Origin of the sequence: Rhizorhabdus phycosphaerae (assembly GCF_011044255.1) — a bacterium.
In the GTDB taxonomy this organism is placed as follows: domain Bacteria; phylum Pseudomonadota; class Alphaproteobacteria; order Sphingomonadales; family Sphingomonadaceae; genus Rhizorhabdus; species Rhizorhabdus phycosphaerae.
Genome location: NZ_CP049107.1, coordinates 1,947,501 through 1,969,958, shown reverse-complemented (window position 1 = coordinate 1,969,958; position 22,458 = coordinate 1,947,501). Strand labels below are relative to the sequence as shown.

Here is a 22,458-nt window from a genome sequence, read left to right as displayed (position 1 = left end):
CGCGTCACAAAAATTGTCCGCCTTTCAGCGGTCCGCAGCCCGATTCGCAGGGGGCACCCCACGACGAAAAGTGCGGGTCCGGGCTGATCGGAACCGCACTGCCAGCGTTCTGAAAACCCTTGGAAAACCGTCTCCAATTCGTCGCGGATCGATCGCCATTCGATCCGTGTCCCGGAGGGCCAAGGGCGGCACCCGCGCTGTCAGCGCCAGGCAAATGCCGATGTGATGAGGAGCGCCATATAGTCGCAGTGCGCCCCTTTGGGAAGGGGGAGGGGGTGAGGAGATCGAGCGGGGGAGCGCTTCGCGTTCACCTTTAACCCCGCGGCTGCGCCGACTATATCTTGTCCAACGCCCGCGCCGGGCGCCTGACAGGGGGATGGATGCCGAGAAGTCTTTTCGCCGCAGCTTCGCTGGCCGCGCTCGTCGCCTTGCCCGCACTGGCCGCGCCCGCGCCGGTCAAGGCGCCGCCGCCCTCGCTGCAGGACGCCACCGTTCACCAGACGGTCGAGGCGATGAAGCCTGGGCAATATCTGTGGGCGCCGCAGGTGGCACCCGAGGGGCCGGTCGTGATCGTGGTCAGCATCGCCCGGCAGCGGGCCTATGCCTATCGCAACGGGGTGCCGATCGGCATCTCGACCGTCTCCACCGGCAAGAAGGGGCATGAGACGCCCACCGGGGTCTTCACCGTGTTGCAGAAGAAGGTCGACCACAAGTCGAACCTCTATAACGACGCGCCGATGCCCTATATGCAGCGGCTGACCTGGGACGGGATCGCGATGCATGCGGGCAACCTGCCCGGCTATCCGGCCTCGCATGGCTGCGTCCGTCTGCCGCTGGGATTCGCGCAGAAGCTGTACGAGGTGACCAAGCTCGGCCTGACCGTGATCGTCACCGCCGATGCCGAGGTGCCGCGCTTCGCGCCGACGCCGTCGATCCTGTCCGCCGATCCGGGCCGGGCCGAGCCCGATCTGTTCGGCGGCACGCTGTGGCAGCCCGAGCGCGCCACGACAGGGCCGGTGTCGATCGTGATCAGCGCGGCCGACCGGCGGATGCTGGTGCTGCGCAACGGGGTGCCGATCGGCTCGGCCCCGGTAAAGATCGCGGGCAGCGTCACCGGCACCACCGCCTATACGCTCGGCGCGATCGACGGGGCGGTCTATCGCTGGATGAAGCTCCCCATGCCGGGCGAGACGCTGGAGGCCCCGGTCGAGGTCACCCCCGACGAGCGCGCCCGGCTGACCGTGCCCGGCGGCATCCAGAAGGCGATGGCGGCGGTCGTGACGGTCGGCACCACCGTCGTCGTCACCCCCGACACGCTGCGCAGCGGCGGCGCGGGCAAGCCCATGCGGGTGATGACCACGGGGAAATAACCGGGGGGCGGTCCGCCGTCGCTTTCGCTCTTCCCGCCCGTCCCCATGGGTCTTTTCGCTCGCGGCTTCGTTGGGTCTTCAAGACAGCGCAGAGCGAGGACCCCCATGAGCGACATGAAGACAACCACCGGCAACGGCGGCGAGACCCACCAGCAGGCGACCGGCGAAGGCGCGGTGCTGACGACCAACCATGGCGTGCCGGTCAGCGACAATCAGAACAGCCTGAAGTCGGGCGCGCGCGGGCCGACGCTGCTCGAGGACTTCGTGCTGCGCGAGAAGATCTTCCATTTCGATCATGAGCGGATTCCCGAGCGCATCGTCCACGCGCGCGGATCGGGCGCGCATGGCGTGTTCGAGGCGACCGCCGACATTTCCGACCTCAGCAAGGCGGCGGTCTTCACCAAGGGGGAGCAGACCGAGGTGTTCGTCCGCTTCTCCACCGTCGCAGGTGGCGCGGGTTCGGTCGACACGCCGCGCGACGTGCGCGGCTTTGCGGTCAAATTCTACACCCGCGAGGGCAATTGGGATCTGGTCGGCAACAATATCCCGGTCTTCTTCATCCAGGACGCGATCAAATTCCCCGATCTGGTCCATGCGGTGAAGATGGAGGCCGACCGCGCCTATCCACAGGCCGGCAGCGCGCACGACACTTTCTGGGACTGGGCGAGCCTGATGCCCGAGACGACCCATATGCTGATGTGGGCAATGTCCGACCGCACCCTGCCGCGCTCCTTCCGCACGATGGAGGGCTTCGGCGTCCACACGTTCAAGCTGGTCAACGCCGAGGGCAAGGCGAGCTTCGTCAAGTTCCACTGGAAGCCGCGCCTGGGCCTCCAGTCGACCATCTGGGACGAGGCGTTGAAGCTGCAGGCGGCGGACAATGATTTCCAGCGCCGCGACCTGTGGGAATCGATCGACACCGGTGCCTTCCCGCAATGGGATCTCGGCATTCAGGTGTTCGACGAGGCTTTCGCCGAAGCGCAGCCCTATGACGTGCTCGACGCGACCAAGCTGATTCCCGAGGAAGATGTCCCCGTGCGGCTGATCGGCACGCTGACGCTGAACCGCAATGTGGACAATTTCTTCGCGGAGACCGAGCAGGTCGCCTTCCTGCCATCCAACGTCGTGCCGGGGATCGACTTCTCCAACGATCCGCTGCTCCAGGGGCGGCTGTTCAGCTATCTCGACACGCAGAACTCGCGGCTCGGGACGACCAATTTCCACCAGATCCCGGTCAACGCGCCGCGCTGCCCGTTCGGCAATTTCCAGCGCGACGGGAAGATGCAGACGATGGTGCCGAAGGGGCGCGCCAATTACGAGCCGAACAGCCTCGCCGCGCATGGCGAGGAGGGCGGCCCGCGCGAGAGCGCCGAGCGCGGCTTCGTTACCGTCGATGCGCGGACCGGCCCGGAGGAGCAGGGCGAGAAGCTGCGCATCCGCGCTGAGCTGTTCGCCGACCATTATAGCCAGGCGCGCCTCTTCTACCGGTCGCAGACCGAGAGCGAGCAGGCGCATATCGCCTCGTCCTTCGTGTTCGAGCTGTCGAAGGTCGGTCTGCTCGATCAGGTGCCGCCGCGCATGGTCGCCAATCTGCGCAACGTCGACGAGGATCTGGCGCAGCGCGTCGCCGACGGGCTAGGCATCGAATTGCCGAAGAAAGCGCAGGCGGCGCGCGAGCCTGTCGATATGCCGCCGTCGGACGCTCTGTCGATTCACAAGAATATGAAGGCGACGCTGGAGGGGCGCGTGGTCGGCATTCTCTATGCGGATGGTAGCGACGGGGCCGAGATCGAGGCGGTCGTCGAGGCGGTCGAGGCCGAGAAGGGCAAGGCCGTGCTCGTCTCGCCGAAGGTCGGCGGCGCGACGCTGGCGGACGGCAGCAAGCGCAAAGCCGACGGGCAGCTTGCCGGAACGCCGAGCCAGCTGTTCGACGCGGTCGCCGTCATCCTGTCGGACGAGGGCTGCAAGGTGCTGGTCAAGGAGGCTGCAGCGGTGCAGTTCGTGATGGACGCCTTCGGTCACCTCAAGGCGATCGGCGCGAGCGACGCGGCGAAGCCGCTGCTCGACAAGGCCGGGGTCGAAGCCGACGAGGGCGTCACCGGGCTCGGCGACGAATTCGTCGCTGCGGCACGCGCACGCTTCTACGAGCGTGAGCCGAAGCTGCGCATGCTGGCCTGATTATAGGCGCGTAGAGAAGGCAAAAAGAAGGGCGGCCTCCGATCGGGGGCCGCCCTTCCTGTAGGATCGATCCGTCCGGTGGACGGAAAGAAGCTTACTTGAGTTCGACGGTCGCGCCGGCTTCCTCGAGCTGCTTCTTGATCTTCTCGGCCTCGTCCTTGTTGACGCCTTCCTTGACGGCCTTCGGCGCGCCTTCGACGAGCGCCTTGGCTTCGGTCAGGCCCAGGCCGGTGATGGCGCGGACTTCCTTGATGACGTTGATCTTCTTGCCACCGTCGCCGGTTAGGATCACGTCGAACTCGTCCTTGACTTCGGCGGCCGGGGCAGCGGCGCCACCAGCCGGAGCCGCAACCGCGACGGCAGCGGCGGCCGAAACGCCCCACTTCTCTTCGAGGAGCTTCGAAAGCTCAGCGGCCTCGAGAACGGTGAGAGCCGAAAGATCGTCAACAAGCTTCTGCAGGTCTGCCATGATAAGTCTCCATGCGGGCCGCGCGGGCCCCAAATATTTCAGTCAGTCGATATCGAAAGATCAGGCGTCTTCTTTCGCCGCATAAGCGCCGAACACCCGGGCCAGCTGGCCGGCCGGGGCCTGGACGATCTGAACCACCTTCGTCGCGGGTGCCTGAACCAGGCCCACGATCTTGGCGCGCAGTTCGTCGAGCGACGGCAGCTCGGCCAGCGCCTTCACGCCGGCCACGTCGAGAACGGTCTCGCCCATCATGCCGCCGACGATTTCCAACTTGTCGTTGGTCTTCGCGAACTCCACGACCACCTTTGCGGGGGCCACGGGATCGGCGGAGGTGCTGAGCGCGGTCGGGCCGACGAGCAGATCGTGGATCGTCTCGTAGGTCGTGCCCTCGACGGCAATGCGGGCGAGCTTGTTCTTCGATACCTTGTAGCTGGCACCGACTTCACGCATCTTCGTGCGCAGCGCAGTGGACTGCGCGACGGTGAGGCCCAGGTTGCGGGTGACGATCACCACGCTCGTTGCCTCGAAGGTGCTCTTCAGTTCGGCGACCAGCTCGGCTTTTTGAGCTCGATCCATGCCTTACTCCTTAGAACCACCCCGGCAGCACATCCGCCGGGGCCCTGAGTCAAGGAACCGATACGCCGTTCCATGACCCGTCCGAGGGGTCGGTCGCCTGGCCGAGCGCAGGAGCGCTGGGCAGACCCGGCACGAGGCCGGTAAACTTTTCCCCGTCTAGGCAGGACATTAAGCGGGGCATATTCCCCGCACCTGCTGTCTCGGACGGTACAATCCCCGGCAGGCCGAGACCCGACGGGAACGTGAAGGCGCGGCCCTTAGAGCATCGGTGCGGGCTTGTCGAGTCCTGTGGGGAGGGGATTCAGCGGCTGGCCCGCGCGGCATCCGCTGCAGTATACAAAGCCATCTGATCCGCATGGGCCTTCCGGAACGCCGGACGTTCTGTGACGCGGGCGATATAGGCTTCGGTCGCCGGCCGGTTGCCATGCGCGCGAACCTTGGGAACGCGCAATATGTCGGCCATCAGCAGGTCGGCTGCTGTGAACCGATCGGCGGCGAGCCAGTCGCGCTCCTTCAAGATGGATTCCATGGCGTCCAGCCGGCCGGCCGCCCAGCCGTCCAGCGGATTGTCGCCCGGTCCCGACAGGCCGAGGAACCACCAAGGCACGGTCACCATCTCGATCGAGTTGAGCGCCGCGATGACCCATTGCAGCGTCCCGGACTCGCCGGCTGCATCGCGAGGCATCAGCACCTCGCTCTTGCGTGCGAGGTGGATCAGGCAGGCGCCGCTCTCGAACAGGCGCAACTCGCCATCGTCGAGAAAGGGCACCTGCCCGAAGGGCTGCCGATCGAGATGATTGGTCGCGCGCTCCTCGAACGGGACGGTGCGCACGCTGTAGGCCAATCCCGCTTCCTCGCAGGCCCAGCGCAGCCGCAGGTCGCGGACAAAGCCACGCGGCCCTTCCGGCACCCAGTCGAGCGTCCAGATCGTCAGATCTGCCATCGCGCGGGCTCCTTGGCCGTCAGCCCCACATCCGCGCCATCATCCCGTCCTTCACCACGAAATGGTGGCGCAGCGCCGCGGCGACGTGGATCAGCAGCAGCGCGACCCAGGCATAGCCGAGGATTTCGTGCGCCTCATGCGTCACGCCCGCGAGCGCCGAACCCTTCTCGACCGCCAGCTTGGGGATCTCGAACAGGCCGAACCAACTGATCGGATATTTGCCCGCCGAACTGAAGATCCAGCCGGTCATCGGCAGCGCGATCATCAGGCCGTAGAAGGTCCAGTGCGTCGTCTGCGCGGCGGCCTTTTCCCATCGCGCCATATGTGCAGGGAAGGGCGGGGCGGGGTGAGTCAGGCGCCAGCCGAGCCGCGCGAAGCTGAGCGCCAGCACGGTCATGCCGATCGCCTTGTGGATCGGGATCGCCGGCAGGATCTCGCCCAGCGGATCATGGCCGATACCCAGGATGAGGTTGATGATGATCAGCGCACCGATCGTCCAGTGCAGGCTGCGGGCAACGGCGTCGTAACGGAGCAGGGCATCGGTCATGCGCGTCTCTCCCGGTCCGGGGGCGCGGCAAGACGCCGCACCCGCCGGACAAGGGATCAGCTTTTGACGCGGTTGGCAACCAGATCGTCGACGACCGCAGGATCGGCGAGGGTCGATGTGTCGCCCAGCGACGAGACGTCGCCCTCGGCGATCTTGCGCAGGATGCGGCGCATGATCTTGCCGCTGCGCGTTTTCGGCAGGCCGGGGGCGAACTGGATCGCGTCGGGGGTGGCGATCGGGCCGATCTCGGTCCGCACCCAGTCGCGGAGTTCCTTGCGCAGCTCATCGCTCGCCGTCTCGCCCGCGTTGAGCGTGACATAGGCGTAGATGCCCTGGCCCTTGATGTCGTGGGGGAAACCCACCACCGCCGCCTCGGCCACCTTGGCATGGAGGACCAGCGCCGATTCGACCTCGGCGGTGCCCATGCGGTGGCCCGACACGTTGATCACGTCGTCGACGCGGCCGGTGATCCAGTAATAACCGTCGGCGTCGCGGCGACAGCCGTCGCCGGTGAAATATTTGCCGGCATAGGTCGAGAAATAGGTCTGGAAAAAGCGCTCATGGTCGCCCCAGACGGTGCGCATCTGCCCCGGCCAGCTGCGCGTGATGCACAGATTGCCGTCGGTCGCGCCCTCCAGCACCTTGCCCTCGGCGTCGACCAGCTCGGGCACCACGCCGTAGAGCGGCTTGGTCGCGGAGCCGGGCTTCAGATCGGTCGCGCCCGGCAGCGGGGCGATCATCGCCGCCCCGGTCTCCGTCTGCCACCAGGTGTCGACGATCGGGCAGCGCCCTTCGCCGACAACGTCGTGATACCAGCGCCACGCTTCCGGGTTGATCGGCTCGCCGACCGTGCCCAGCAGCTTGAGCGAGGCGCGCGAAGTGCGCGCGACGAACTCGTCGCCGTCCTTCATCAGCGCCCGCAACGCGGTGGGTGCGGTGAAGACGATCTCGACCTTGTGGCGGTCTACCACCTGCCAGATGCGGCTGGCGTCGGGCCAGTTGGGGACGCCCTCGTACATCAGCGTCGTCGCACCGTTCGCGAGCGGGCCGTAGACGATATAGCTGTGCCCGGTGACCCAGCCGATGTCGGCGGCGCACCAGTAGATCTGCCCGGGACGATAGTCGAAGCAGATTTCGTGCGTGAGGCTCGCCCAGAGCAGATAGCCCCCGGTCGTGTGCAGCACGCCCTTCGGCTTGCCGGTCGATCCCGAGGTGTAAAGGATGAACAGCGGATCCTCGGCGTCCATCGTCTCGGCCGGGCAGTCGGCGGAGACGCCTTCGGCAAGCTCATGATACCAGGCGTCGCGCCCGGCACTCATCGGAACCTCGCTGCCGGTCGCGCGGATCACGATCACCTTGTTCAGGCTGGGCGCGTGTGCGGCGGCGGCGTCGACGTTGGTCTTGAGCGGGACGAGCTTGCCCCCGCGCCGGCCGCAGTCGGCGGTGATCACCACCGAGCTGTCGCAGTCCTGGATACGCCCCGCCAGCGCCTCGGGCGAGAAGCCGCCGAACACGACCGAGTGGATCGCGCCGATCCGCGCGCAGGCGAGCAGCGCGAAGGCTGCCTCGGGGATCATCGGCAGATAGACGGTGACGCGGTCGCCCTTCTTCACCCCCTGCGCCTTCAACACATTGGCAAAGCGGCAGACCTCTTGATGAACCTGGGCGTAGGTGAAGCGGCGCGGCTCCTCGGTCGGGACGTCGGGTTCCCAGATGATCGCGGTCTGGTCGCCGCGCTCGGCGAGATGCCGGTCGAGACAGTTGGCGGCGACGTTGAGTTGGCCGTCTGCGAACCAGCGGACCTGGAAATCGGCTTCGCCGAAGGAGCTTTCGTCGGTCTTCGTGGGAAAACGCACCCAATCGAGCCGCTTCGCCTGATCCAGCCAGAAGGTGTGCGAATCCCCGATCGACCGCGCATAGTCCGCCGCATAGGACGCCTTCGTCACCTTAGCCTTGGCGGCCCACTCGGCGGGAACGGGGTAAAGATCGGTCATGCGCCCTCTCGCTGTTCTTCGAATCGTAGGCCGGGACTATTGGTGCAGCAGGCTTATGGCTTCAAGCGTCGATGGCGATTTGATCCGGCGCAAATCGGCGCGGAACCGTCACGCAACACGCGGTTTCGCCGCGCTGCAAAATCCTCTATCGGCGCGCGATGCTGAACTTCTCGAATCTCACCGTCCGCCTCGGTGGCCGCACCATCCTCGACCGCGCCTCGGCCGCACTGCCCCCGCGTGCGCGGGTCGGCCTGATCGGGCGCAACGGCGCCGGCAAGTCGACGCTGATGAAGGTGATGATCGGTTCGCTCGAGGCCGATGACGGCGATCTCGACAAGCCGCGCGACCTGCGCATCGGCTATATCGCACAGGAAGCGCCCAGCGGCACTTCGACCCCGATCGAGACGGTGCTTGCCGCCGACAAGGAGCGCGCCGCGCTGCTCGTCGAGAGCGAGACCTGCGAGGATCCCGACCGGCTGGGTGAGGTCTATGAGCGGCTGCTGGCGATCGATGCCTATACCGCGCCGGCGCGGGCCTCGACCATTCTCGTCGGCCTCGGTTTCGACGAGGAGATGCAGCAGCGTCCACTCGACAGCTATTCGGGCGGCTGGAAGATGCGCGTCGCGCTCGCGGCGCTCCTCTTCTCCGAGCCCGACCTGCTGCTGCTCGACGAGCCGTCGAACCACCTCGACCTCGAAGCGACCCTGTGGCTCGAGAATTTCCTGAAAAGCTATCCGGCGATGATCGTCATCATCAGCCACGAGCGCGACCTGCTCAACAATGTCGTCGACCATATCCTCCATCTGGAGGGCGGCAAGACGACGCTCTACACGGGCGGCTATGACAGCTTCGAGCGCCAGCGCGCCGAGCGCGCGGCGCAGATCGCCGCGGCCAAGGCGTCGCAGGACGCGCAGCGCGCCAAGTTGCAGGACTATATCGCCCGCAACAGCGCGCGTGCGTCGACCGCCAAACAGGCGCAGTCGCGCGCCAAGGCGCTGGCGAAGATGCAGCCGATCGTCGCGATGGCCGAGGATCCCAGCCTGTCGATGGACTTCCCGTCGCCGGCCGACGGGCTCAAGCCACCGCTCGTCACGCTGGACATGGCCAGCGTCGGCTATGTCGAGGACAAGCCGATCCTGCAGCGGCTGAACCTGCGGCTCGATCCCGACGACCGCATCGCGCTGCTGGGCCGCAACGGCAACGGCAAGACCACGCTCGCGCGCCTGATCGCCTCGCAACTGAAGCCGATGGACGGTGCGATGAACGCGGCCGGCAAGATGCGCGTCGGCTATTTTACCCAATATCAGGTCGAGGAACTCGACGTCGACGATACGCCGCTCGAGCATATGACGCGCATCATGCCGGGCAAAACGCCTGCCGCCGTCCGTGCGCAGCTCGGCCGTTTCGGTTTCTCGGGCGACCGGGCGACGCAGAAGGTGGGCAAGCTGTCGGGTGGCGAGCGCGCCCGGCTGGCGCTGGCGCTGATCACGCGCGACGCGCCGCACATGCTGATCCTCGACGAACCGACCAACCACCTCGATGTCGACGCACGCGAGGCGCTCGCCCAGGCGCTCAACGCTTATGAGGGCGCCGTCGTGATCGTCAGCCACGACCGCCACATGATCGAACTCGCCGCCGATCGGCTGGTGCTGGTCGACGGCGGCACCGCCAAGGAGTTCGGTGGCACCCTCGACGATTATACCGACCTGATCCTCGGCCGGAACCAGCCCAAGGGAGACGGCGCGTCGGGCGGGGGCAAGGGCGCGAAGAAGGACAAGAAGGCCGCGGCCCAGGCCCGCGAGCAGCTCGCCACGCTGCGCAAGAATGTCCGGGCAATGGAAGAGAGGATCGCGACGCTCACCGCGCGCCGCAGCGAGATCGACCGCGCGATGTTCGACCCGAAGTCGGCGAGTCCCGCCGATGCGAAGCGCACGACCGGCGACCTGATGAAGCTTCGCGCCGACGTCGAGCGCGAGCTGGAGGCAGTCGAGGCCGAATGGCTGGAGGCGAACGAGGCCCTCGAAACCGCCGCCTGAGGGGAGGCGGCGAAGCGTCAGCCTCGCCGTCGCGCTGTCGCCTGCGCGCGGGCGAGGTCGACGAAGGCCCTGAACGCCGCCGAGGGGTTCTTCCGGCCCGGGTAGTAAAGCGACAGCGGCGCCCCGGCTGGTGTCCAGTCCTCCAGCACGCGAACCAGCCGCCCCGCAGCGAGGTCGTCGCGCACATCGGCTTCCATGAAGAAGCCTATCCCGATGCCGTCCAGAACCGCCGCCCGCGCGAGGCTCGCTTCGTCCAGCGTGATCGGTCCTTCCACGTCGATCTGTACCGTCTGGCCGTCCTTCTCGAACGGCCAGCGGAACAGCGTCCCATTGGGCAGGCGGACGCGGATACAGCGATTGGCGGCCAGATCGGTCGGCACGCGGGGCGGGGCATGGCGCGCGAAATAGGCGGGGGCTGCGACGACCGCATGGCTGCGCGGCGGCCCCAGGGGTACCGCGATCATGTCGCTCGGCACCAGGTCGGCGCTCCGCACGCCCAGGTCGAATCCATCGGCGACGATATCGACCAGCCGGCCCTCGGTTACGAGGTCGATGTGGACCTGCGGGTGACGCGCGAGGAAGGGCAGGATCAGCGTCGTCACGATCTCCCGCGCGGCGGTCGCGAAGGCGTTGATGCGCAGCATGCCCGACGGCACGCTCTGCTGCGACCGGGCCATTTCCATCGCCCCATGGATGTCGCGCAGGGCCGGCGCGACCTGCTCGACGAAATGCCGCCCGGCATCGGTGGGCGACACGCTGCGCGTCGTCCGGTTGAACAGCCTGACACCCAGCTCACCTTCGATCCGGGCGATGCCGTAGCTCAGCGCGGTGGCCGACAGGTCGAGCTCGACCGCCGCCGCGCGAAAGGATCGATGCCGGGCGACCGCGATTACTGCATCCAGATCGGTCAGGCTGTGGCGCATGATTGTCCCGATTTATGAAATAGTACGTCCCAATATGTCGCTATTATCGGGACGGTCGTCCAGCCCTATCTGGGATGCATGACCGGCGGCTGCCGGCGCTCGAAGGAGGACGACCATGAATGCCACCGATTCCCAGCCTGTCAGCAGCGGACCCGACCTGCCGTCGGTGATCCATGATTATTTCGCGGCCGATCGCGACGGCGACATCGATGCGCTCGCGAACTGCTTTGTCGCCGACGCCGTCGTCCGCGATGAAGGACGCGACCATGTCGGTATCGATGAGATCCTGGCCTGGAAGGCGGGCGCATCTCGCGCTTACCGCTACACCTCCACGCCCTTCGCCATTTCCGAAGAGGATGGTCGTATCATTGTCACGAGCCACCTCGTCGGCGATTTCCCCGGCAGCCCGGTCGACCTGCGCTATATCTTCCGGCTCGTCGGAGACCGCATCGCGGCGCTGGAGATCCGTCCATGACCGCGCGGCCCCCGCTTCTTCCGCCCGGCGCCGCCGACGCTTCGGATCGGCAGGACGAGCCTTTTCTGACCCTTGCCGGCAGGCGCGCGCTCGTCACCTCGGGCACGCGCGGGGCCGGGGCGGCGACGGTCGCGCTGTTGCGCAGGCTGGGGGCGCAGGTCCTGACAGCGGCGCGCGCGCCATCTCCCGACCTGCCGGCGGACATGCAGGTGACCGCAGATCTGTCCACGGCTGAGGGCTGTACGCTTCTCGCCGATGCGGTGCGCGAGCGGCTGGGTGGTGTCGACATCCTCGTCCATATGCTCGGCGGTTCGTCCGCTCCCGCAGGCGGTTTTGCGGCCTTGTCCGATGCGATCTGGCAACAAGAACTGGATCTGAATCTCATGGCGGCGGTCAGGCTCGATCGCGCGCTGGTGCCCGACATGGTGGCGCGGCGCGACGGCGTCGTGATCCACGTCAGCTCGATCCAGAGCAGGCTGCCGCTACCCGAGGCGACGACCGGCTATGCCGCCGCGAAAGCGGCGCTATCGGCCTATAGCAAGAGCCTTTCCAAGGAAGTCGCGCCTGCCGGCGTCCGCGTGTTGCGCGTCGCCCCCGGCTGGATCGAGACAGAGGCCTCGGTTGAACTCGCCCGCCGGGTCGCTGCGGAGCATGGAGAGGATATCGAAGACGGCCGGCGCCGGATCATGGCGTCGCTCGGCGGCATACCGCTCGGCCGCCCGTCCCGCCCCGATGAGGTCGCCAGCCTGATCGCCTTTCTGGCCTCCGACCGCGCAGCCGCGATCACCGGCGCCGAATTTGTGATCGACGGGGGGACGATTCCGACGGTGTGAGGGGGACGGCTCAAAGACGCTGGCAAAGTCTGCGGTGGTTGAACCGTCTCGCAGCGTCTTCTTGTTTCTGGGTGGTGGCGGTCCGCGCAGCGTGCCGCCACCACGTACATCTTAACGGCTGGGGGTCGGCTGGCCACCCGCCGCAGGAAGCTCGATCGGCTGCGCGCCGGCAGGCGCCGCCCGGAAGGGAACGTCCTCGTCAAGGAAGGACTTCACCGCCGCACCCAGCGGAATCATCGCGCTGGTGCCCGTGGTGAAAAAGCCGGCGACGGGGATGAGCGCGACTGCAGCGACGACACCGCCGGTTCCGGTGACGCCCTTGTCGTCGAACGTTCCGGTGAGCCGGACATGACGGTCCCCCAGGCGCAGCGACAAAACGCGGGCGCCGATATAGCCCGACTTGCCCCACATGCCCTTGTTGCGGACCTCGGTCAGTTCGCCGACGGCCGGCGTTCCGGCCGGGATCACGACAACTCCGTTGACGCTGACATTCGATCCGACTTCCAGCTGCACGCGCTGGCCCACGCGCAGCTTCTTCTCCTTGGTCGTCAATTGCTCGCGCAGCAGCAGTGGGATTTCGGTCCCCGCGCGCAGGATGTTCGCCTGCGCGGGTGTCTCCAGCACGGCCACGGCCTGCGCGGTCGTCATCGGCGGCGTCGGCGCCGGAGCCGTTTGCGCCAGGCATGGCGCAGCAAGAAAGGCCGCGCAAAGCGGCAGAAAACCGTAATTCGCCTTCATGAAAATTCCCCCTCGTTCCCCTGCGGAACGATGCGCCCTCTTTGCCGCCGCCTGTCCGCCGGTCAACGCGGTCTGGCAAAGGCCTTATGCGGAGATGTGTCCGTTATGGAGCATTTCGCCTCTGGGGGTGTGGTTTTCCGATCCCGCGTCTGTACCGCCAGGGCGACTCTGTGACTGATCCTGAAGCGCGCAGCGTCCAAAGAGGACATCTGCTGCTGATCTCGGTACCTTCATCTAATCGCCAAGAGGGCCGCACGCATCGTCATGGCTACCCTTGCTGTTTGGGCGGATCACCGTGCCAGTTCGACTGCGATGCCAAGCTCGATATCCGCCCAAGCCTCATCGGTGGTCAGAGCGACGGCATTCAACTCACCCGCCAGGGCGAGGCACGCCCTGTCGCCCAACGACAGACCCTTCGACTTGGTGAGGTTGCGCAGGCTCCCCGCGCGCATTGCCTGCGCCGTGTCGAAGTCCCGAACGTCCAGGTCGAGATCTGCGAGGCTCTCCTGAACCGCAGCGTCTGGCACGCCGCGCTCGGACAATTTGGCGACGACTTCGGACAGATTCACGGCGCTGATGCACGCGCTGGAAAAATGCGCTTCGACGAGCTGCGCTCCGCGCTCTCCCAGCATTGCCGCCAGCAAAGCTGAGGCGTCGAGCACATAGCGAACCTCACTCATGCTCGGAAGCGCGCCGACGATCCGCGATCAGTTCCTCGGAAAGGCTGGTCCCGGCGATAAGATGGGCCCGCAGCCGGTCCTGCACTCTCCCCAGCGCATTATGCACCGGTCGCACGTGCAGTTCGCCGTCCACGATTCGCAACAATACCTGGTCACCATCGGCAAGGCCGAGGGCGCGCCGCATGTCGGCTGGAACCTGCAACCGCCCGCCGCTCACCAATCTACCGCGCTGCGCGTTCATGCCGATTCCTATCGTGGTACAGATGATCATTCAATATACAGATCTTGCTTTATATACAGTCTTCTTATTTCTGACATTGGCCAGGCTTGGCCTTCAATCTGTGGGTATTGCCCCACACCGCTTGCCCGGCGCGGGATCGGGTCGCCAGCGGGCGTTACAGCGTCAGTTCAGCTTGGCGCGCTACAGGAACTTTCGCGAGGCATAGGGGTCTATCCTCCGGAACCGAAACGACTCATATCGGGTGAAGATGTTCGACAGACGTGAAATCCTGGCGCTGCTCGGCACGCTGATGACGGTCGGCGGGCCGGCTCTCGCGGCAGCGCCCTCCCGGCGTTCCGGCCGTCCCATTCTGCCGGCTCTCGGTGCGGCCCAGCCCTTCGATTGGGCCTGGCTTCAATCCGAGGCAGAACGCCTGTCGCGCCGACCCGCCCGCCCGCCCCACCAGGCCGACCCGCGCACCCATTCGGTCGACTATGATGCCGCCAACCGGATTCGCTTCCGCGAGGATCGTGGACTGTTCGCCGATGACGGCCATGCGGTGAGGCTCTTCCCGCTGGGCCGCTATGCACCGACGCCTGTCGACCTGTTCGTCGTCGACAAGGGGACCGCCCGTCCGATCGAGCATAGCGAGGATATGTTCGAGGTGGCCCCTGGGGAGGGGCCCGCGCCGCAGGTGCTGCCCGGGGTGTCCGGTTTCCGCGTGATGAACCGGGGCGGGGTGGGGGACTGGCTCGCCTTTCAGGGGGCCTCCTATTTCCGCTCGGCCGGTCCGCTCGACCAATATGGCCTCTCGGCGCGCGGTGTCGCGATCGACACCGGCATTGACGGGCGCGAGGAATTTCCTGCCTTCACCGCTTTCTGGCTCGAGCGGACCGGGGCAGGGCTTACGATCTATGCCTTGCTCGAAGGGGCGAGCCTGACCGGCGCCTATCGCTTCGTGTGCACCAAGGGGCGCGATGCCGTTGTCCAGGACATCTCCGCTATTCTGTTCCTGCGCCGCGACGTCGAACGGCTGGGCATCGCCCCGCTCACGAGCATGTTCTGGTATGACGAGGGCAATCCGCAGGCGCGGATCGACTGGCGGCCCGAGATCCACGATTCGGATGGGCTGCTGATTCACAACCGGGCCGGCGAGCGGCTGTGGCGCCCCCTGCGCAATCCCGACCGGCCGACAGTGAACCTGTTCGCGGATGATCGCGGTGCCAGCGCCTATGGTCTTTTCCAGCGCGACCGCGCCTTCGACCATTATCAGGACGACGGCGTCTTCTACGAAAAGCGCCCAAGCCTGTGGGTCGAGCCTAAGGGTGATTGGGGGCCCGGCTCGGTGATGCTCTACGAGATTCCGACCCGGCGCGAGACCGACGACAATATCGTCGCCTTCTGGACGCCCAAGGCGCCGGCCCGCGCGGGGACGCGCCTCTCGTTCGACTATCGCCTGCGCTGGATCGGCGGCGAGCCCGATGCCGGGCCGCTCGCCCGCGTGGTCGATCGCTGGACCGGCATCGCCGGGCGTCCAGGGACCGAGCCGATCGCAGGCGCAAGCCGGCTGGTGGTCGATTTTGCCGGTCCGGCGCTCAAGGGACTCGATCGTGGCTCGGGCGTGATCCCGTCGGTCTCGGTCGATCGCGGCAGACTATTGAGCGTGGCAGCCTATCCGGTGGTAGGGCAGAGCGCGCGCTGGCGGCTGATCGTCGACGTGGCGCAGCAGCCCGGGAGCGCCAATCTCCGGGCAACCCTCGAAAAAGGCGGTTCGCCGCTCAGCGAGACGCTCATCCACCAGTTCGGCTGATCATGGCCTGTCGCTTGCCGACGAAACCTGCCATGGGCCCCCGCGTTGGGGACCTCATAGGCTGAACGACGTGCAACTTCGGCGCCGCTCGGGCGGTGCCGCGAACGACATGAGAGTGTGAGCTTGTACCGACCCGAAGACGATCCCCGTCGCCCCACGACGCCCGGTTCCGGGCAAAGGACGAAGCCGGACCTTCCGCCGGAAGCGCCGCTGAACATGCCCGTGCAGGATCTGCGCCGCCTGCCGCCCGGCGGGCAGGAGGAGCCGATCGGTTATGTCGGTCCGCTCGTCCAGCGCCGCCTGTTTCTTATCGTCGGCAGTTTCCTGTTCGGGCTGCTCGCCGCGCAGGAAATGTTCACGCCGCTGCGCTCGGACGGCATCGACTGGATCGATGCCGGCTTCTTCCTGCTCTTCTTCGGGTTGTTCGCCTGGATCGCCTTCGGCTTCCTGACCGCAGTCGCCGGGCTGTTCGTGATGCTGGGGCGCGGCCCGGTCGAGACGGTCGGACGCAGCCCGCTCGTCCTGCCCCGCGCGCGCACTGCGGTGCTGATGCCGATCTACAATGAAGAGGTCGGGGCGGTCTTTCGCCGCCTGCGTTCGATGGTCGAATCGGTCGAGAAGATCGGTGCTGCCGACAGGTTCGACTTCTTCGTCCTCAGCGATTCGCACGAATCCGCCTATGCGCGCGAATATCTCGCCTTTCGCCGCCTGACCGAAGATGCCGCCTCGTGCGTCTACTACCGCCGCCGGCGCCAGAACACCGCGCGCAAGCCGGGCAACATCGCCGACTGGGTCCGGCGCTTCGGCGGCGGCTATGATTTCATGCTCGTGCTCGATGCCGACAGCCTGATGAGCGGTGCGGCGATGGCCCGGCTCGCCAGCGCGATGGAGGCACGCCCCTCGATCGCGCTGCTCCAGACGGTGCCGCAGCTGATCAACGGCCACACCATGTTCGCGCGCTGGCACCAGTTCGCCTCGGCACTCTACGGTCCGGTCGCCTCGGCCGGGCTGCGCTGGTGGTCCGGCACCGAGTCGACCTTCTGGGGGCATAATGCGCTGATCCGCGTGCGCGCCTTTGCCGAAAGCTGCGGCCTGCCCGAACTGCCCGAAGGCAGCCTGCTCGGCGGCCATATCATGAGCCATGACATGGTCGAGGCGGCTCTGCTGCGGCGGCGCGGCTGGGCGGTCCACATGGTGGCCATGCCCGAAGGTAGCTATGAGGAATTTCCGCCGACGATGATCGATCATTCGATCCGCGACCGGCGCTGGTGCCAAGGCAATCTGCAGCATCTCCGCCTGCTCGACACGGCGGGCTTTCACTGGGTCAACCGGCTGCAGCTGCTGATGGGGGCCTCCGCCTATCTGACCTCACCGCTCTGGCTGTTGCTGATCGCCGCCGCGATCTTCGAGACGCTACGCGCCGATTTCGACGGCTATGTGCTGATCTCCTCGGGCTGGCTGCTCGGGCTGACACTGCTGATGCTGCTCGGGCCGAAGGTTGCGGCCCTGCTCTCGCTGCCGCTCGACCGCGATCTGTTGCGGCAGATGGGCGGGTGGCGCACCGTCGCGAAGGGCACGCTGCTCGAAATCCTGATCTCGGTCGTCATGGCGCCGGTCACGATGCTCACCCAGACCTTCGCCATCGTCGACATCTTGCGCGGCCGGCGCAGTGGCTGGTTGCCGCAGCGGCGGGAGGTGGACGGGCTCGACTTCGGCGAAGTCGTTCGCTTCTATCGTTGGCATATCCTGCTGGGTCTCGCGCTGACCGCCGCAATGGTCGTCGGTATCGACGGGATGATCTGGACGCTGCCCGTTGCGGTCGGCCTGGTTTTGTCGCCCGCTTCGGTCTGGCTCACCGCACGCGGCGATGTCGGCGACTGGCTGGTGCGGCGCGGCTGGCTGCTCTCCCCCGCAGATCATCGCCATTTCGAGGAGGCCCCGGGCGAGCAGCCCGCCGATCTGGTCCTCGGCCCGCGCTTTGCGATTGCGCAGGGTTGAGCGCCGGGCCTAGAAGCCGGCACCACCGGCCGCTGCCGGTCGCGGTGCAAAGGGACTGACGATGGATGTGCTGGGCCGCCCGGTCGGGCTGAACGAACCGCTTTTCGTGATCGCGGGCCCCTGCGTCATCGAATCCGAGGCGCTGGTGCTCGGGGTCGCCGAAAGGCTGCGGGCGATCGCCGACCGGCTCGGCATGCTGATGGTGTTCAAGAGCTCGTTCGACAAGGCGAACCGCAGCTCCAATGCCTCCTTCCGCGGTCCCGGCCTCGATGAGGGCTTGCGCATCCTGGAGAAGGTGCGGACCGAAACCGGTTTGCCGCTGCTGACCGACGTCCATGATGCGGAGCAGGTCCGTGCCGCGTCACAGGTGGTCGATATCGTCCAGACGCCCGCCTTCCTGGCGCGGCAGACCGACCTGATCGAGGCCGCCGGCGCGTGCGGCAAGGTCGCCAATATCAAGAAGGCGCAGTTCATGGCGCCGCACGACATGACCCATGTCGTCGCCAAGGCACGCACTGCGGCAGAGGCGGCGGGGCGTGAGGCGCGCATTCTCGTAACCGAGCGCGGCACGTCCTTTGGCTATAACAACCTCGTCACCGATCTGCGCGGGCTGGTGATCATGCGCGACACGGGCTGTCCGGTGGTGTTCGATGCGACCCATTCGGTCCAGCTTCCGGGCGGGCTCGGCGCCTCGTCGGGCGGACAGCGCGACTATGTTCCGGTGCTGGCGCGCGGCGCGGTCGCGGTGGGCGTCGCCGGCCTCTTCATGGAGACGCACCCCGATCCGGCCAATGCCCTGTCGGACGGCCCCAACGCCTGGCCGCTCGACCGGCTCGAGCCGCTGCTGGCCGAATTGCAGGCGCTCGACGCGCACGGCATCGAGGCGCGCCGGCGCTGGCCCGATCAGGCCTGAAGCACGCGCGCGTACATCGCGGCGAGGCGCTGCCGATAGGCATCCTCGCTGAACTTCGCGATCTGTGCCGGACCTGCATCGATCAGCCGCTGGGCGATCGCCGGATTGGTGTCGAGCGCCCGGATCGCCTCCGCGATCGCATTGCTGTCATAGGGGTCGACTAGCAGCCCGGCCTCTCCCACCACTTCGGGTAGCGAGCTCGTCGTCGACGAGATGACCGGGGTGCCGAGCCGGATCGATTCGAGCGCAGGCAGGCCGAAACCCTCGTAGAGCGACGGGAACAACACCGCCTTCGCCCCGCGCGCGAGGCGCAACAGGATCGAACGCGGCAGATAGTCGAGCTGGCGGATGCCCTGCGCGGTGGGCCCGCCGTAGAGCGCTATGCCGCCGCCGCCGAACAGGCGGCTCTCCTGTTCGGTGCCCCAGTGCCGGGCGCCGACGATCACCAGCGGCGTTTTCGATTGGCTCGTCAGATAGGCCTCGATGATCCGGACCAGATTCTTCTTCGGATCGAGCGCGCCGAAAAAGAGGAAATAGTCGCGATGACCCAGCCCGAACATTCCCTCGACGAAGCGGGCATCCTCGGCCGGATCGCGGTCCAGGATCGCGGGGGGAACCGGCGCGGTCTGGTAGCTGTTCGTGACCTTCTCGGCAGATATGCCGGGAAAGAGCTGGAGGATGTCGTCGCGGCTCGATTCCGACACGGTGCAGATATGGTCCGCGCTCGCGACGCAGTGGCGGATCAGGCGGTGATAGTCATCCTTCCGGTCGAGCGTCGTGTAGGGCAGCTTCAGCGGCACCAGATCATGCAGCGTATAGATGTTCTTCGCGCCGGCCATGCGCACCGGCACCGGATAGGTCCAGTGCATGATGTCGGGCGGATTGGGGACATGCAGCGTCAGAAAGCGGTCCAGGTGGCGCAGCCGGCGATCGCCGATCTCGAACAGCCCGCCCAGGCTGACGAGCCGGTCGAACGCGGGAAGCTTCTCGGCAAAGGCGCGCTTCTCCACCTTGTCGGTCGTCGGCACTTCGATCGCCGTCACAGAGCGCAGCATCTGCAGCAGCTCGTGCCGGGTACGCTGGCGGCGCTGGCGCCGTGTCTCCGGCGGACGCTCGCGTCCGACATTATCATAGAAGACCAGTTCGTGCGTATCCGCCCGCTTGCCGATCTCCACGCCGAACACGCCCAGCGTCTCATGCCCCATGTCGCGGATCGCCTGGGCCAGACCGAAGCCATAGGTGGCGACGCCCGTGCCACGCGGCAGGGCGAGGTTGAAGCCGTCTATTCCAATGCTGAGCCTTGTCATCCGCATCCGTTCCGTCCGTCCTGTCCGGCGAGTAGACCGTCCTAGTGGTTTTTGCCAGTTCGGGCGGTCAGGCTGCTCCCAGGCGGCGGTGGAGCGCGTCGAGCCGATCGGCGAACGCGTCGAGGGTGAAATGCCGCGCTCGCACGGCGCCGGCTGCCCGAAGCCGGTCGAGCAGCGCATCGTCCTCCAGCCGGCCGATCGCGGTGGAGATATCGTCGACTGAGTTCGGATCGACAAGAAGCGCGGCGCCGCCAGCGACTTCTTCTGTTGCGCCCGCGCGCGAGGTGAGGACCGGCGTACCTGCCTGCATCGCCTCGATGATCGGAAGACCAAATCCCTCGGCAAGGGTCGGAAACAGCAATGCGCGGGCAGAAGCGATCATGGCCAGCAGGACCGGTCGCTCGACATAGGGCATGCGGATCAGTCCGGGCACGCTCTCCAGCACCGGTCGAATCTCGTCGGCGCGCCATCCGTCGGGGCCGGCGATCACGAGCGGGAGAGCGGTTCCGCTGCGCCGCCAGGCCTCGACCATGCGTGCGAGATTCTTGCGGGGCTCGACGCTGCCCACCGCGAGCAGGAAGCGTCCGGCGTCGAGCTCTGGCGGCAGGGCCGCGTCGGCCATCGCGGCTTCGAGGCCCGGCGGGCAGGCCGAGACCCGGTCGGGTTCGCAGCCGAGAGCGGTGACGATGTCGTCGCGGGCGGCGTCGGATACGGTGATCAGGTGCTCCGCCCGCAGCGCGATCGCGTCGAGCAGAGCCTTGTGGCGCGTGGCGTCGATCTGGCTGAGCTCCGGGTGCAGTAGGGGGATCGCGTCGTGGACCGTATAGATATTGGTCCAGCCTTCGAGCCGGATCGGCAGAGGGTAGGTCCAGTGAACGACGCCGGGATCGCCCTCGGTTCGTACATCGAGAAGCGTCCCATGCAGATCGAAATGTACCTGCGCCAGCCGGAACAGGTCCCGGCCCCAGAGCTGCCGACCTGCGTCCGATCTTCTGGCGTTCAGCGCTCGCGGCCGTTCGATGGCCGCGTCCGCCCAGCGAAGCCAGCGGTCTGCCCGCGGCGCCCGCTCCATCGGGCGGCCACAACTGGGGTCGGCGATGCGTTCGATCGGGCGTCCGAGGCGGTGCAGGGCGTCATGGAGCGCCTTGGCATATGTCGCGACGCCTGTGCCGGGGCGATCGAGCATGCGGCCGTCAATCGCGAAGCGGGGGTTTTGCGTTTGCGCAGCCATCGTCTATGCTCTGGGGCATTGCAGGCGGGGCGTCGCCCGTCCAGCATTTTGTCGGTCCGTGTTGCGTGATGGAAAGAAGGCCGTTCGAATGATCCGCTTCGACAATGTTTCGAAGACCTACCACATCCGCAAATTCAGCAAGCAGGTTTTCAGCAATCTCAGCTTCGAGATTCGCCGCGGCGAGAGCATCGGCATCTGCGGAGCCAATGGTGCGGGCAAATCGACGCTGATGCGCCTAATCGCGGGCGTCGAGCATCCGACCGGAGGGCGGATCGAGCGGAGCATGACCACCAGCTGGCCAATCGGCTATGCCAGTGCCTTCCAGTCCAACATGACCGGCAGCGACAATGTCCGCTTCATCGCGCGCATTTATCGGCAGCCCGAGCAGCAGGTGCTCGACTATGTCGAGGATTTCGCTCAGCTCGGGCCCTATTTTCACCAGCCGGTGCTCACCTATTCGTCGGGCATGGTCGGGCGATTGGCGTTCGGCATATCGCTGGCGATCAACTTCGACTGTTATCTGATCGACGAGGTTACCAGCGCGGGCGACGAGCGCTTCAGGCAGCGCTCGCAGGAAGAACTGATGAAGCGTCGTGCCGAAGGCACGCTGGTTATGGTGTCGCACGATCCCCACACCTTGCAGCAATATTGCGAGCGCGGCGCGGTGCTCTACGGCGGCAACCTGACCTTCTACGACAGCGTGGCCGAAGCCTGTGAGGTGCATCACGGCCTCCAGATGCGCGCCGCATGACCTCGTACCGGGAGCCCGCTCTGCCGTCCTCGATGCGGATTTGCGCTTGACGGCCCTGTCGCCCGGGCGTTTCTCCTCGCCGCCATCCCGATCCATCCTTCACGACATAAGGTCCGCCATGCAGTTCAGCCGTACTCTCCGCCTTCGAACGATCGGCTCGGTGTCGATCCTGGCGGTCCTTCTGTCCGGCTGCGCAACGCTCCCATCGAGTGGACCGACCGGCAGTCAGGTGATGCGCGGGGCCAAGGATCCGGCGGCGGAGCTGAAGTTCGAGGTGGTCGATCTCGACGGAGCGGCGTTCAAGCGGCTGCTGGCGGTGCAGCCGGCGGGTAGGGGCGTTGGCCAGTTGGCATCGCTGTCGCGTGAAGGGCGGGTGGATCGCATCGCTCCCGGGGACGCGCTGCAGGTCAACATCTATGAAGTCGGCATGACCTTGTTCGGCGCGAGCACGCAGAACGTCACCGGC

21 protein-coding genes (1 of these 21 cut by a window edge) are annotated in these 22,458 nt (G+C 66.6%); 10 read left to right on the top strand and 11 right to left on the bottom strand.

Annotated elements, in window-relative coordinates; all coding sequences use genetic code 11:
* The first annotated feature begins 380 nt into the window (after window positions 1-380).
* Both G6P88_RS09070 and G6P88_RS09065 read left to right on the top strand, forming a co-directional pair.
* On the top strand, window positions 381-1,370 hold the full coding sequence (locus G6P88_RS09070) for a L,D-transpeptidase (RefSeq protein WP_165322856.1): 990 nt from the start codon (window positions 381-383) through the stop codon (window positions 1,368-1,370).
* A 105-nt stretch (window positions 1,371-1,475) separates the two neighbouring features.
* Complete coding sequence (locus tag G6P88_RS09065) at window positions 1,476-3,548, top strand: catalase (RefSeq protein WP_165322855.1); 2,073 nt, start codon at window positions 1,476-1,478, stop codon at window positions 3,546-3,548.
* Window positions 3,549-3,642: 94 nt separating this feature from the next.
* Here the strand turns inward: G6P88_RS09065 and rplL are convergent, their stop codons facing one another.
* The 5 genes from rplL to acs all read right to left on the bottom strand — a co-directional run bounded on the left by rplL (window position 3,643) and on the right by acs (window position 8,077).
* Entirely contained in the window at window positions 3,643-4,017 is a 375-nt protein-coding gene (gene rplL, locus G6P88_RS09060) for a 50S ribosomal protein L7/L12 (protein ID WP_165322854.1), read from the bottom strand.
* A gap of 60 nt (window positions 4,018-4,077) precedes the next feature.
* Window positions 4,078-4,593 (bottom strand): 50S ribosomal protein L10, encoded by a 516-nt coding sequence (gene rplJ, locus G6P88_RS09055; protein ID WP_165322853.1) that lies wholly within the window; start codon window positions 4,591-4,593, stop codon window positions 4,078-4,080.
* 301 nt (window positions 4,594-4,894) lie between these two features.
* Window positions 4,895-5,536 carry a glutathione S-transferase family protein gene (locus G6P88_RS09050; protein WP_165322852.1) on the bottom strand — a complete coding sequence of 214 codons (642 nt, stop codon included), beginning with the start codon at window positions 5,534-5,536 and terminating at the stop codon, window positions 4,895-4,897.
* A gap of 19 nt (window positions 5,537-5,555) precedes the next feature.
* On the bottom strand, window positions 5,556-6,083 hold the full coding sequence (locus G6P88_RS09045) for a cytochrome b (protein WP_165322851.1): 528 nt from the start codon (window positions 6,081-6,083) through the stop codon (window positions 5,556-5,558).
* A 56-nt stretch (window positions 6,084-6,139) separates the two neighbouring features.
* Window positions 6,140-8,077 carry an acetate--CoA ligase gene (gene acs / locus G6P88_RS09040; protein ID WP_165322850.1) on the bottom strand — a complete coding sequence of 646 codons (1,938 nt, stop codon included), beginning with the start codon at window positions 8,075-8,077 and terminating at the stop codon, window positions 6,140-6,142.
* 158 nt (window positions 8,078-8,235) lie between these two features.
* On the opposite strand from acs, the gene G6P88_RS09035 reads away from it, so the two are divergent.
* Entirely contained in the window at window positions 8,236-10,113 is a 1,878-nt protein-coding gene (locus G6P88_RS09035; protein ID WP_165322849.1) for an ABC-F family ATP-binding cassette domain-containing protein, read from the top strand.
* 17 nt (window positions 10,114-10,130) lie between these two features.
* Here G6P88_RS09035 and G6P88_RS09030 read toward each other — a convergent pair whose 3' ends face one another.
* The gene (locus tag G6P88_RS09030) at window positions 10,131-11,036 is read right to left on the bottom strand and encodes a LysR family transcriptional regulator (protein ID WP_425594482.1); all 906 of its coding nucleotides are present in this window, start codon (window positions 11,034-11,036) and stop codon (window positions 10,131-10,133) included.
* Window positions 11,037-11,151: 115 nt separating this feature from the next.
* Here G6P88_RS09030 and G6P88_RS09025 point away from each other — a divergent pair, with 115 nt between their 5' ends.
* Together G6P88_RS09025 and G6P88_RS09020 are read left to right on the top strand one after the other, a co-directional pair.
* Window positions 11,152-11,511, top strand: coding sequence for a nuclear transport factor 2 family protein (locus G6P88_RS09025; RefSeq protein WP_165322848.1), 360 nt, complete (start codon window positions 11,152-11,154; stop codon window positions 11,509-11,511).
* Entirely contained in the window at window positions 11,508-12,344 is an 837-nt protein-coding gene (locus G6P88_RS09020; RefSeq protein ID WP_165322847.1) for an SDR family oxidoreductase, read from the top strand. Before G6P88_RS09025 ends, G6P88_RS09020 begins: the two co-directional genes overlap by 4 nt.
* A 111-nt stretch (window positions 12,345-12,455) precedes the next feature.
* Here the strand turns inward: G6P88_RS09020 and G6P88_RS09015 are convergent, their stop codons facing one another.
* From G6P88_RS09015 to G6P88_RS09005, 3 genes are all read right to left on the bottom strand, one after another.
* Window positions 12,456-13,082: a hypothetical protein gene (locus tag G6P88_RS09015; protein WP_206335908.1), complete on the bottom strand. Its 627-nt coding sequence runs from the start codon at window positions 13,080-13,082 to the stop codon at window positions 12,456-12,458.
* Window positions 13,083-13,372: 290 nt separating this feature from the next.
* Window positions 13,373-13,762 (bottom strand): type II toxin-antitoxin system VapC family toxin, encoded by a 390-nt coding sequence (locus G6P88_RS09010; protein ID WP_165322845.1) that lies wholly within the window; start codon window positions 13,760-13,762, stop codon window positions 13,373-13,375.
* Entirely contained in the window at window positions 13,755-14,003 is a 249-nt protein-coding gene (locus tag G6P88_RS09005) for an AbrB/MazE/SpoVT family DNA-binding domain-containing protein (protein WP_165322844.1), read from the bottom strand. Before G6P88_RS09005 ends, G6P88_RS09010 begins: the two co-directional genes overlap by 8 nt.
* A gap of 247 nt (window positions 14,004-14,250) precedes the next feature.
* Between G6P88_RS09005 and G6P88_RS09000 the strand changes: the two genes are divergently transcribed.
* The 3 genes from G6P88_RS09000 (at window position 14,251) to kdsA (ending at window position 18,703) form a co-directional block, all read left to right on the top strand.
* A complete protein-coding gene (locus G6P88_RS09000) occupies window positions 14,251-15,792 on the top strand; it encodes an OpgD/OpgG family glucan biosynthesis protein (RefSeq protein ID WP_165322843.1) in 1,542 nt (513 codons plus the stop codon).
* Window positions 15,793-15,909: 117 nt separating this feature from the next.
* Entirely contained in the window at window positions 15,910-17,790 is a 1,881-nt protein-coding gene (gene mdoH, locus G6P88_RS08995) for a glucans biosynthesis glucosyltransferase MdoH (protein WP_226946792.1), read from the top strand.
* Window positions 17,791-17,851: 61 nt separating this feature from the next.
* On the top strand, window positions 17,852-18,703 hold the full coding sequence (gene kdsA / locus G6P88_RS08990; protein WP_165322841.1) for a 3-deoxy-8-phosphooctulonate synthase: 852 nt from the start codon (window positions 17,852-17,854) through the stop codon (window positions 18,701-18,703).
* On the opposite strand, the gene G6P88_RS08985 is transcribed toward kdsA, so the two are convergent.
* Window positions 18,694-20,010, bottom strand: a complete 1,317-nt coding sequence (locus G6P88_RS08985; RefSeq protein WP_165322840.1) for a glycosyltransferase family 4 protein — start codon at window positions 20,008-20,010, stop codon at window positions 18,694-18,696. The genes kdsA and G6P88_RS08985 overlap by 10 nt on opposite strands.
* Before the next feature lie 67 nt (window positions 20,011-20,077).
* Complete coding sequence (locus tag G6P88_RS08980; protein WP_226946791.1) at window positions 20,078-21,196, bottom strand: glycosyltransferase family 4 protein; 1,119 nt, start codon at window positions 21,194-21,196, stop codon at window positions 20,078-20,080.
* A gap of 133 nt (window positions 21,197-21,329) precedes the next feature.
* Here G6P88_RS08980 and G6P88_RS08975 point away from each other — a divergent pair, with 133 nt between their 5' ends.
* Window positions 21,330-21,992 (top strand): ABC transporter ATP-binding protein, encoded by a 663-nt coding sequence (locus G6P88_RS08975; protein ID WP_165322838.1) that lies wholly within the window; start codon window positions 21,330-21,332, stop codon window positions 21,990-21,992.
* A gap of 118 nt (window positions 21,993-22,110) precedes the next feature.
* Window positions 22,111-22,458, top strand: the 5' portion of a protein-coding gene (locus tag G6P88_RS08970) for a polysaccharide biosynthesis/export family protein (protein WP_165322837.1). Its footprint extends 843 nt past the window's final position; 348 of the gene's 1,191 nt are visible here — the first part of the coding sequence; the start codon lies at window positions 22,111-22,113; its stop codon lies off the right edge, out of view.

What these genes read in the sequence shown, in the direction of transcription:
- G6P88_RS09070 (WP_165322856.1), top strand. Translation starts at nt 381, where the DNA reads ATGCCGAGAAGTCTTTTCGCCGCAGCTTCGCTGGCCGCGCTCGTCGCC.
- G6P88_RS09065 (WP_165322855.1), top strand. Translation starts at nt 1,476, where the DNA reads ATGAGCGACATGAAGACAACCACCGGCAACGGCGGCGAGACCCACCAG.
- rplL (WP_165322854.1), bottom strand. Translation starts at nt 4,017, where the DNA reads ATGGCAGACCTGCAGAAGCTTGTTGACGATCTTTCGGCTCTCACCGTT.
- rplJ (WP_165322853.1), bottom strand. Translation starts at nt 4,593, where the DNA reads ATGGATCGAGCTCAAAAAGCCGAGCTGGTCGCCGAACTGAAGAGCACC.
- G6P88_RS09050 (WP_165322852.1), bottom strand. Translation starts at nt 5,536, where the DNA reads ATGGCAGATCTGACGATCTGGACGCTCGACTGGGTGCCGGAAGGGCCG.
- G6P88_RS09045 (WP_165322851.1), bottom strand. Translation starts at nt 6,083, where the DNA reads ATGACCGATGCCCTGCTCCGTTACGACGCCGTTGCCCGCAGCCTGCAC.
- acs (WP_165322850.1), bottom strand. Translation starts at nt 8,077, where the DNA reads ATGACCGATCTTTACCCCGTTCCCGCCGAGTGGGCCGCCAAGGCTAAG.
- G6P88_RS09035 (WP_165322849.1), top strand. Translation starts at nt 8,236, where the DNA reads ATGCTGAACTTCTCGAATCTCACCGTCCGCCTCGGTGGCCGCACCATC.
- G6P88_RS09030 (WP_425594482.1), bottom strand. Translation starts at nt 11,036, where the DNA reads ATGCGCCACAGCCTGACCGATCTGGATGCAGTAATCGCGGTCGCCCGG.
- G6P88_RS09025 (WP_165322848.1), top strand. Translation starts at nt 11,152, where the DNA reads ATGAATGCCACCGATTCCCAGCCTGTCAGCAGCGGACCCGACCTGCCG.
- G6P88_RS09020 (WP_165322847.1), top strand. Translation starts at nt 11,508, where the DNA reads ATGACCGCGCGGCCCCCGCTTCTTCCGCCCGGCGCCGCCGACGCTTCG.
- G6P88_RS09015 (WP_206335908.1), bottom strand. Translation starts at nt 13,082, where the DNA reads ATGAAGGCGAATTACGGTTTTCTGCCGCTTTGCGCGGCCTTTCTTGCT.
- G6P88_RS09010 (WP_165322845.1), bottom strand. Translation starts at nt 13,762, where the DNA reads ATGAGTGAGGTTCGCTATGTGCTCGACGCCTCAGCTTTGCTGGCGGCA.
- G6P88_RS09005 (WP_165322844.1), bottom strand. Translation starts at nt 14,003, where the DNA reads ATGAACGCGCAGCGCGGTAGATTGGTGAGCGGCGGGCGGTTGCAGGTT.
- G6P88_RS09000 (WP_165322843.1), top strand. Translation starts at nt 14,251, where the DNA reads ATGTTCGACAGACGTGAAATCCTGGCGCTGCTCGGCACGCTGATGACG.
- kdsA (WP_165322841.1), top strand. Translation starts at nt 17,852, where the DNA reads ATGGATGTGCTGGGCCGCCCGGTCGGGCTGAACGAACCGCTTTTCGTG.
- G6P88_RS08985 (WP_165322840.1), bottom strand. Translation starts at nt 20,010, where the DNA reads ATGACAAGGCTCAGCATTGGAATAGACGGCTTCAACCTCGCCCTGCCG.
- G6P88_RS08980 (WP_226946791.1), bottom strand. Translation starts at nt 21,196, where the DNA reads ATGCTCGATCGCCCCGGCACAGGCGTCGCGACATATGCCAAGGCGCTC.
- G6P88_RS08975 (WP_165322838.1), top strand. Translation starts at nt 21,330, where the DNA reads ATGATCCGCTTCGACAATGTTTCGAAGACCTACCACATCCGCAAATTC.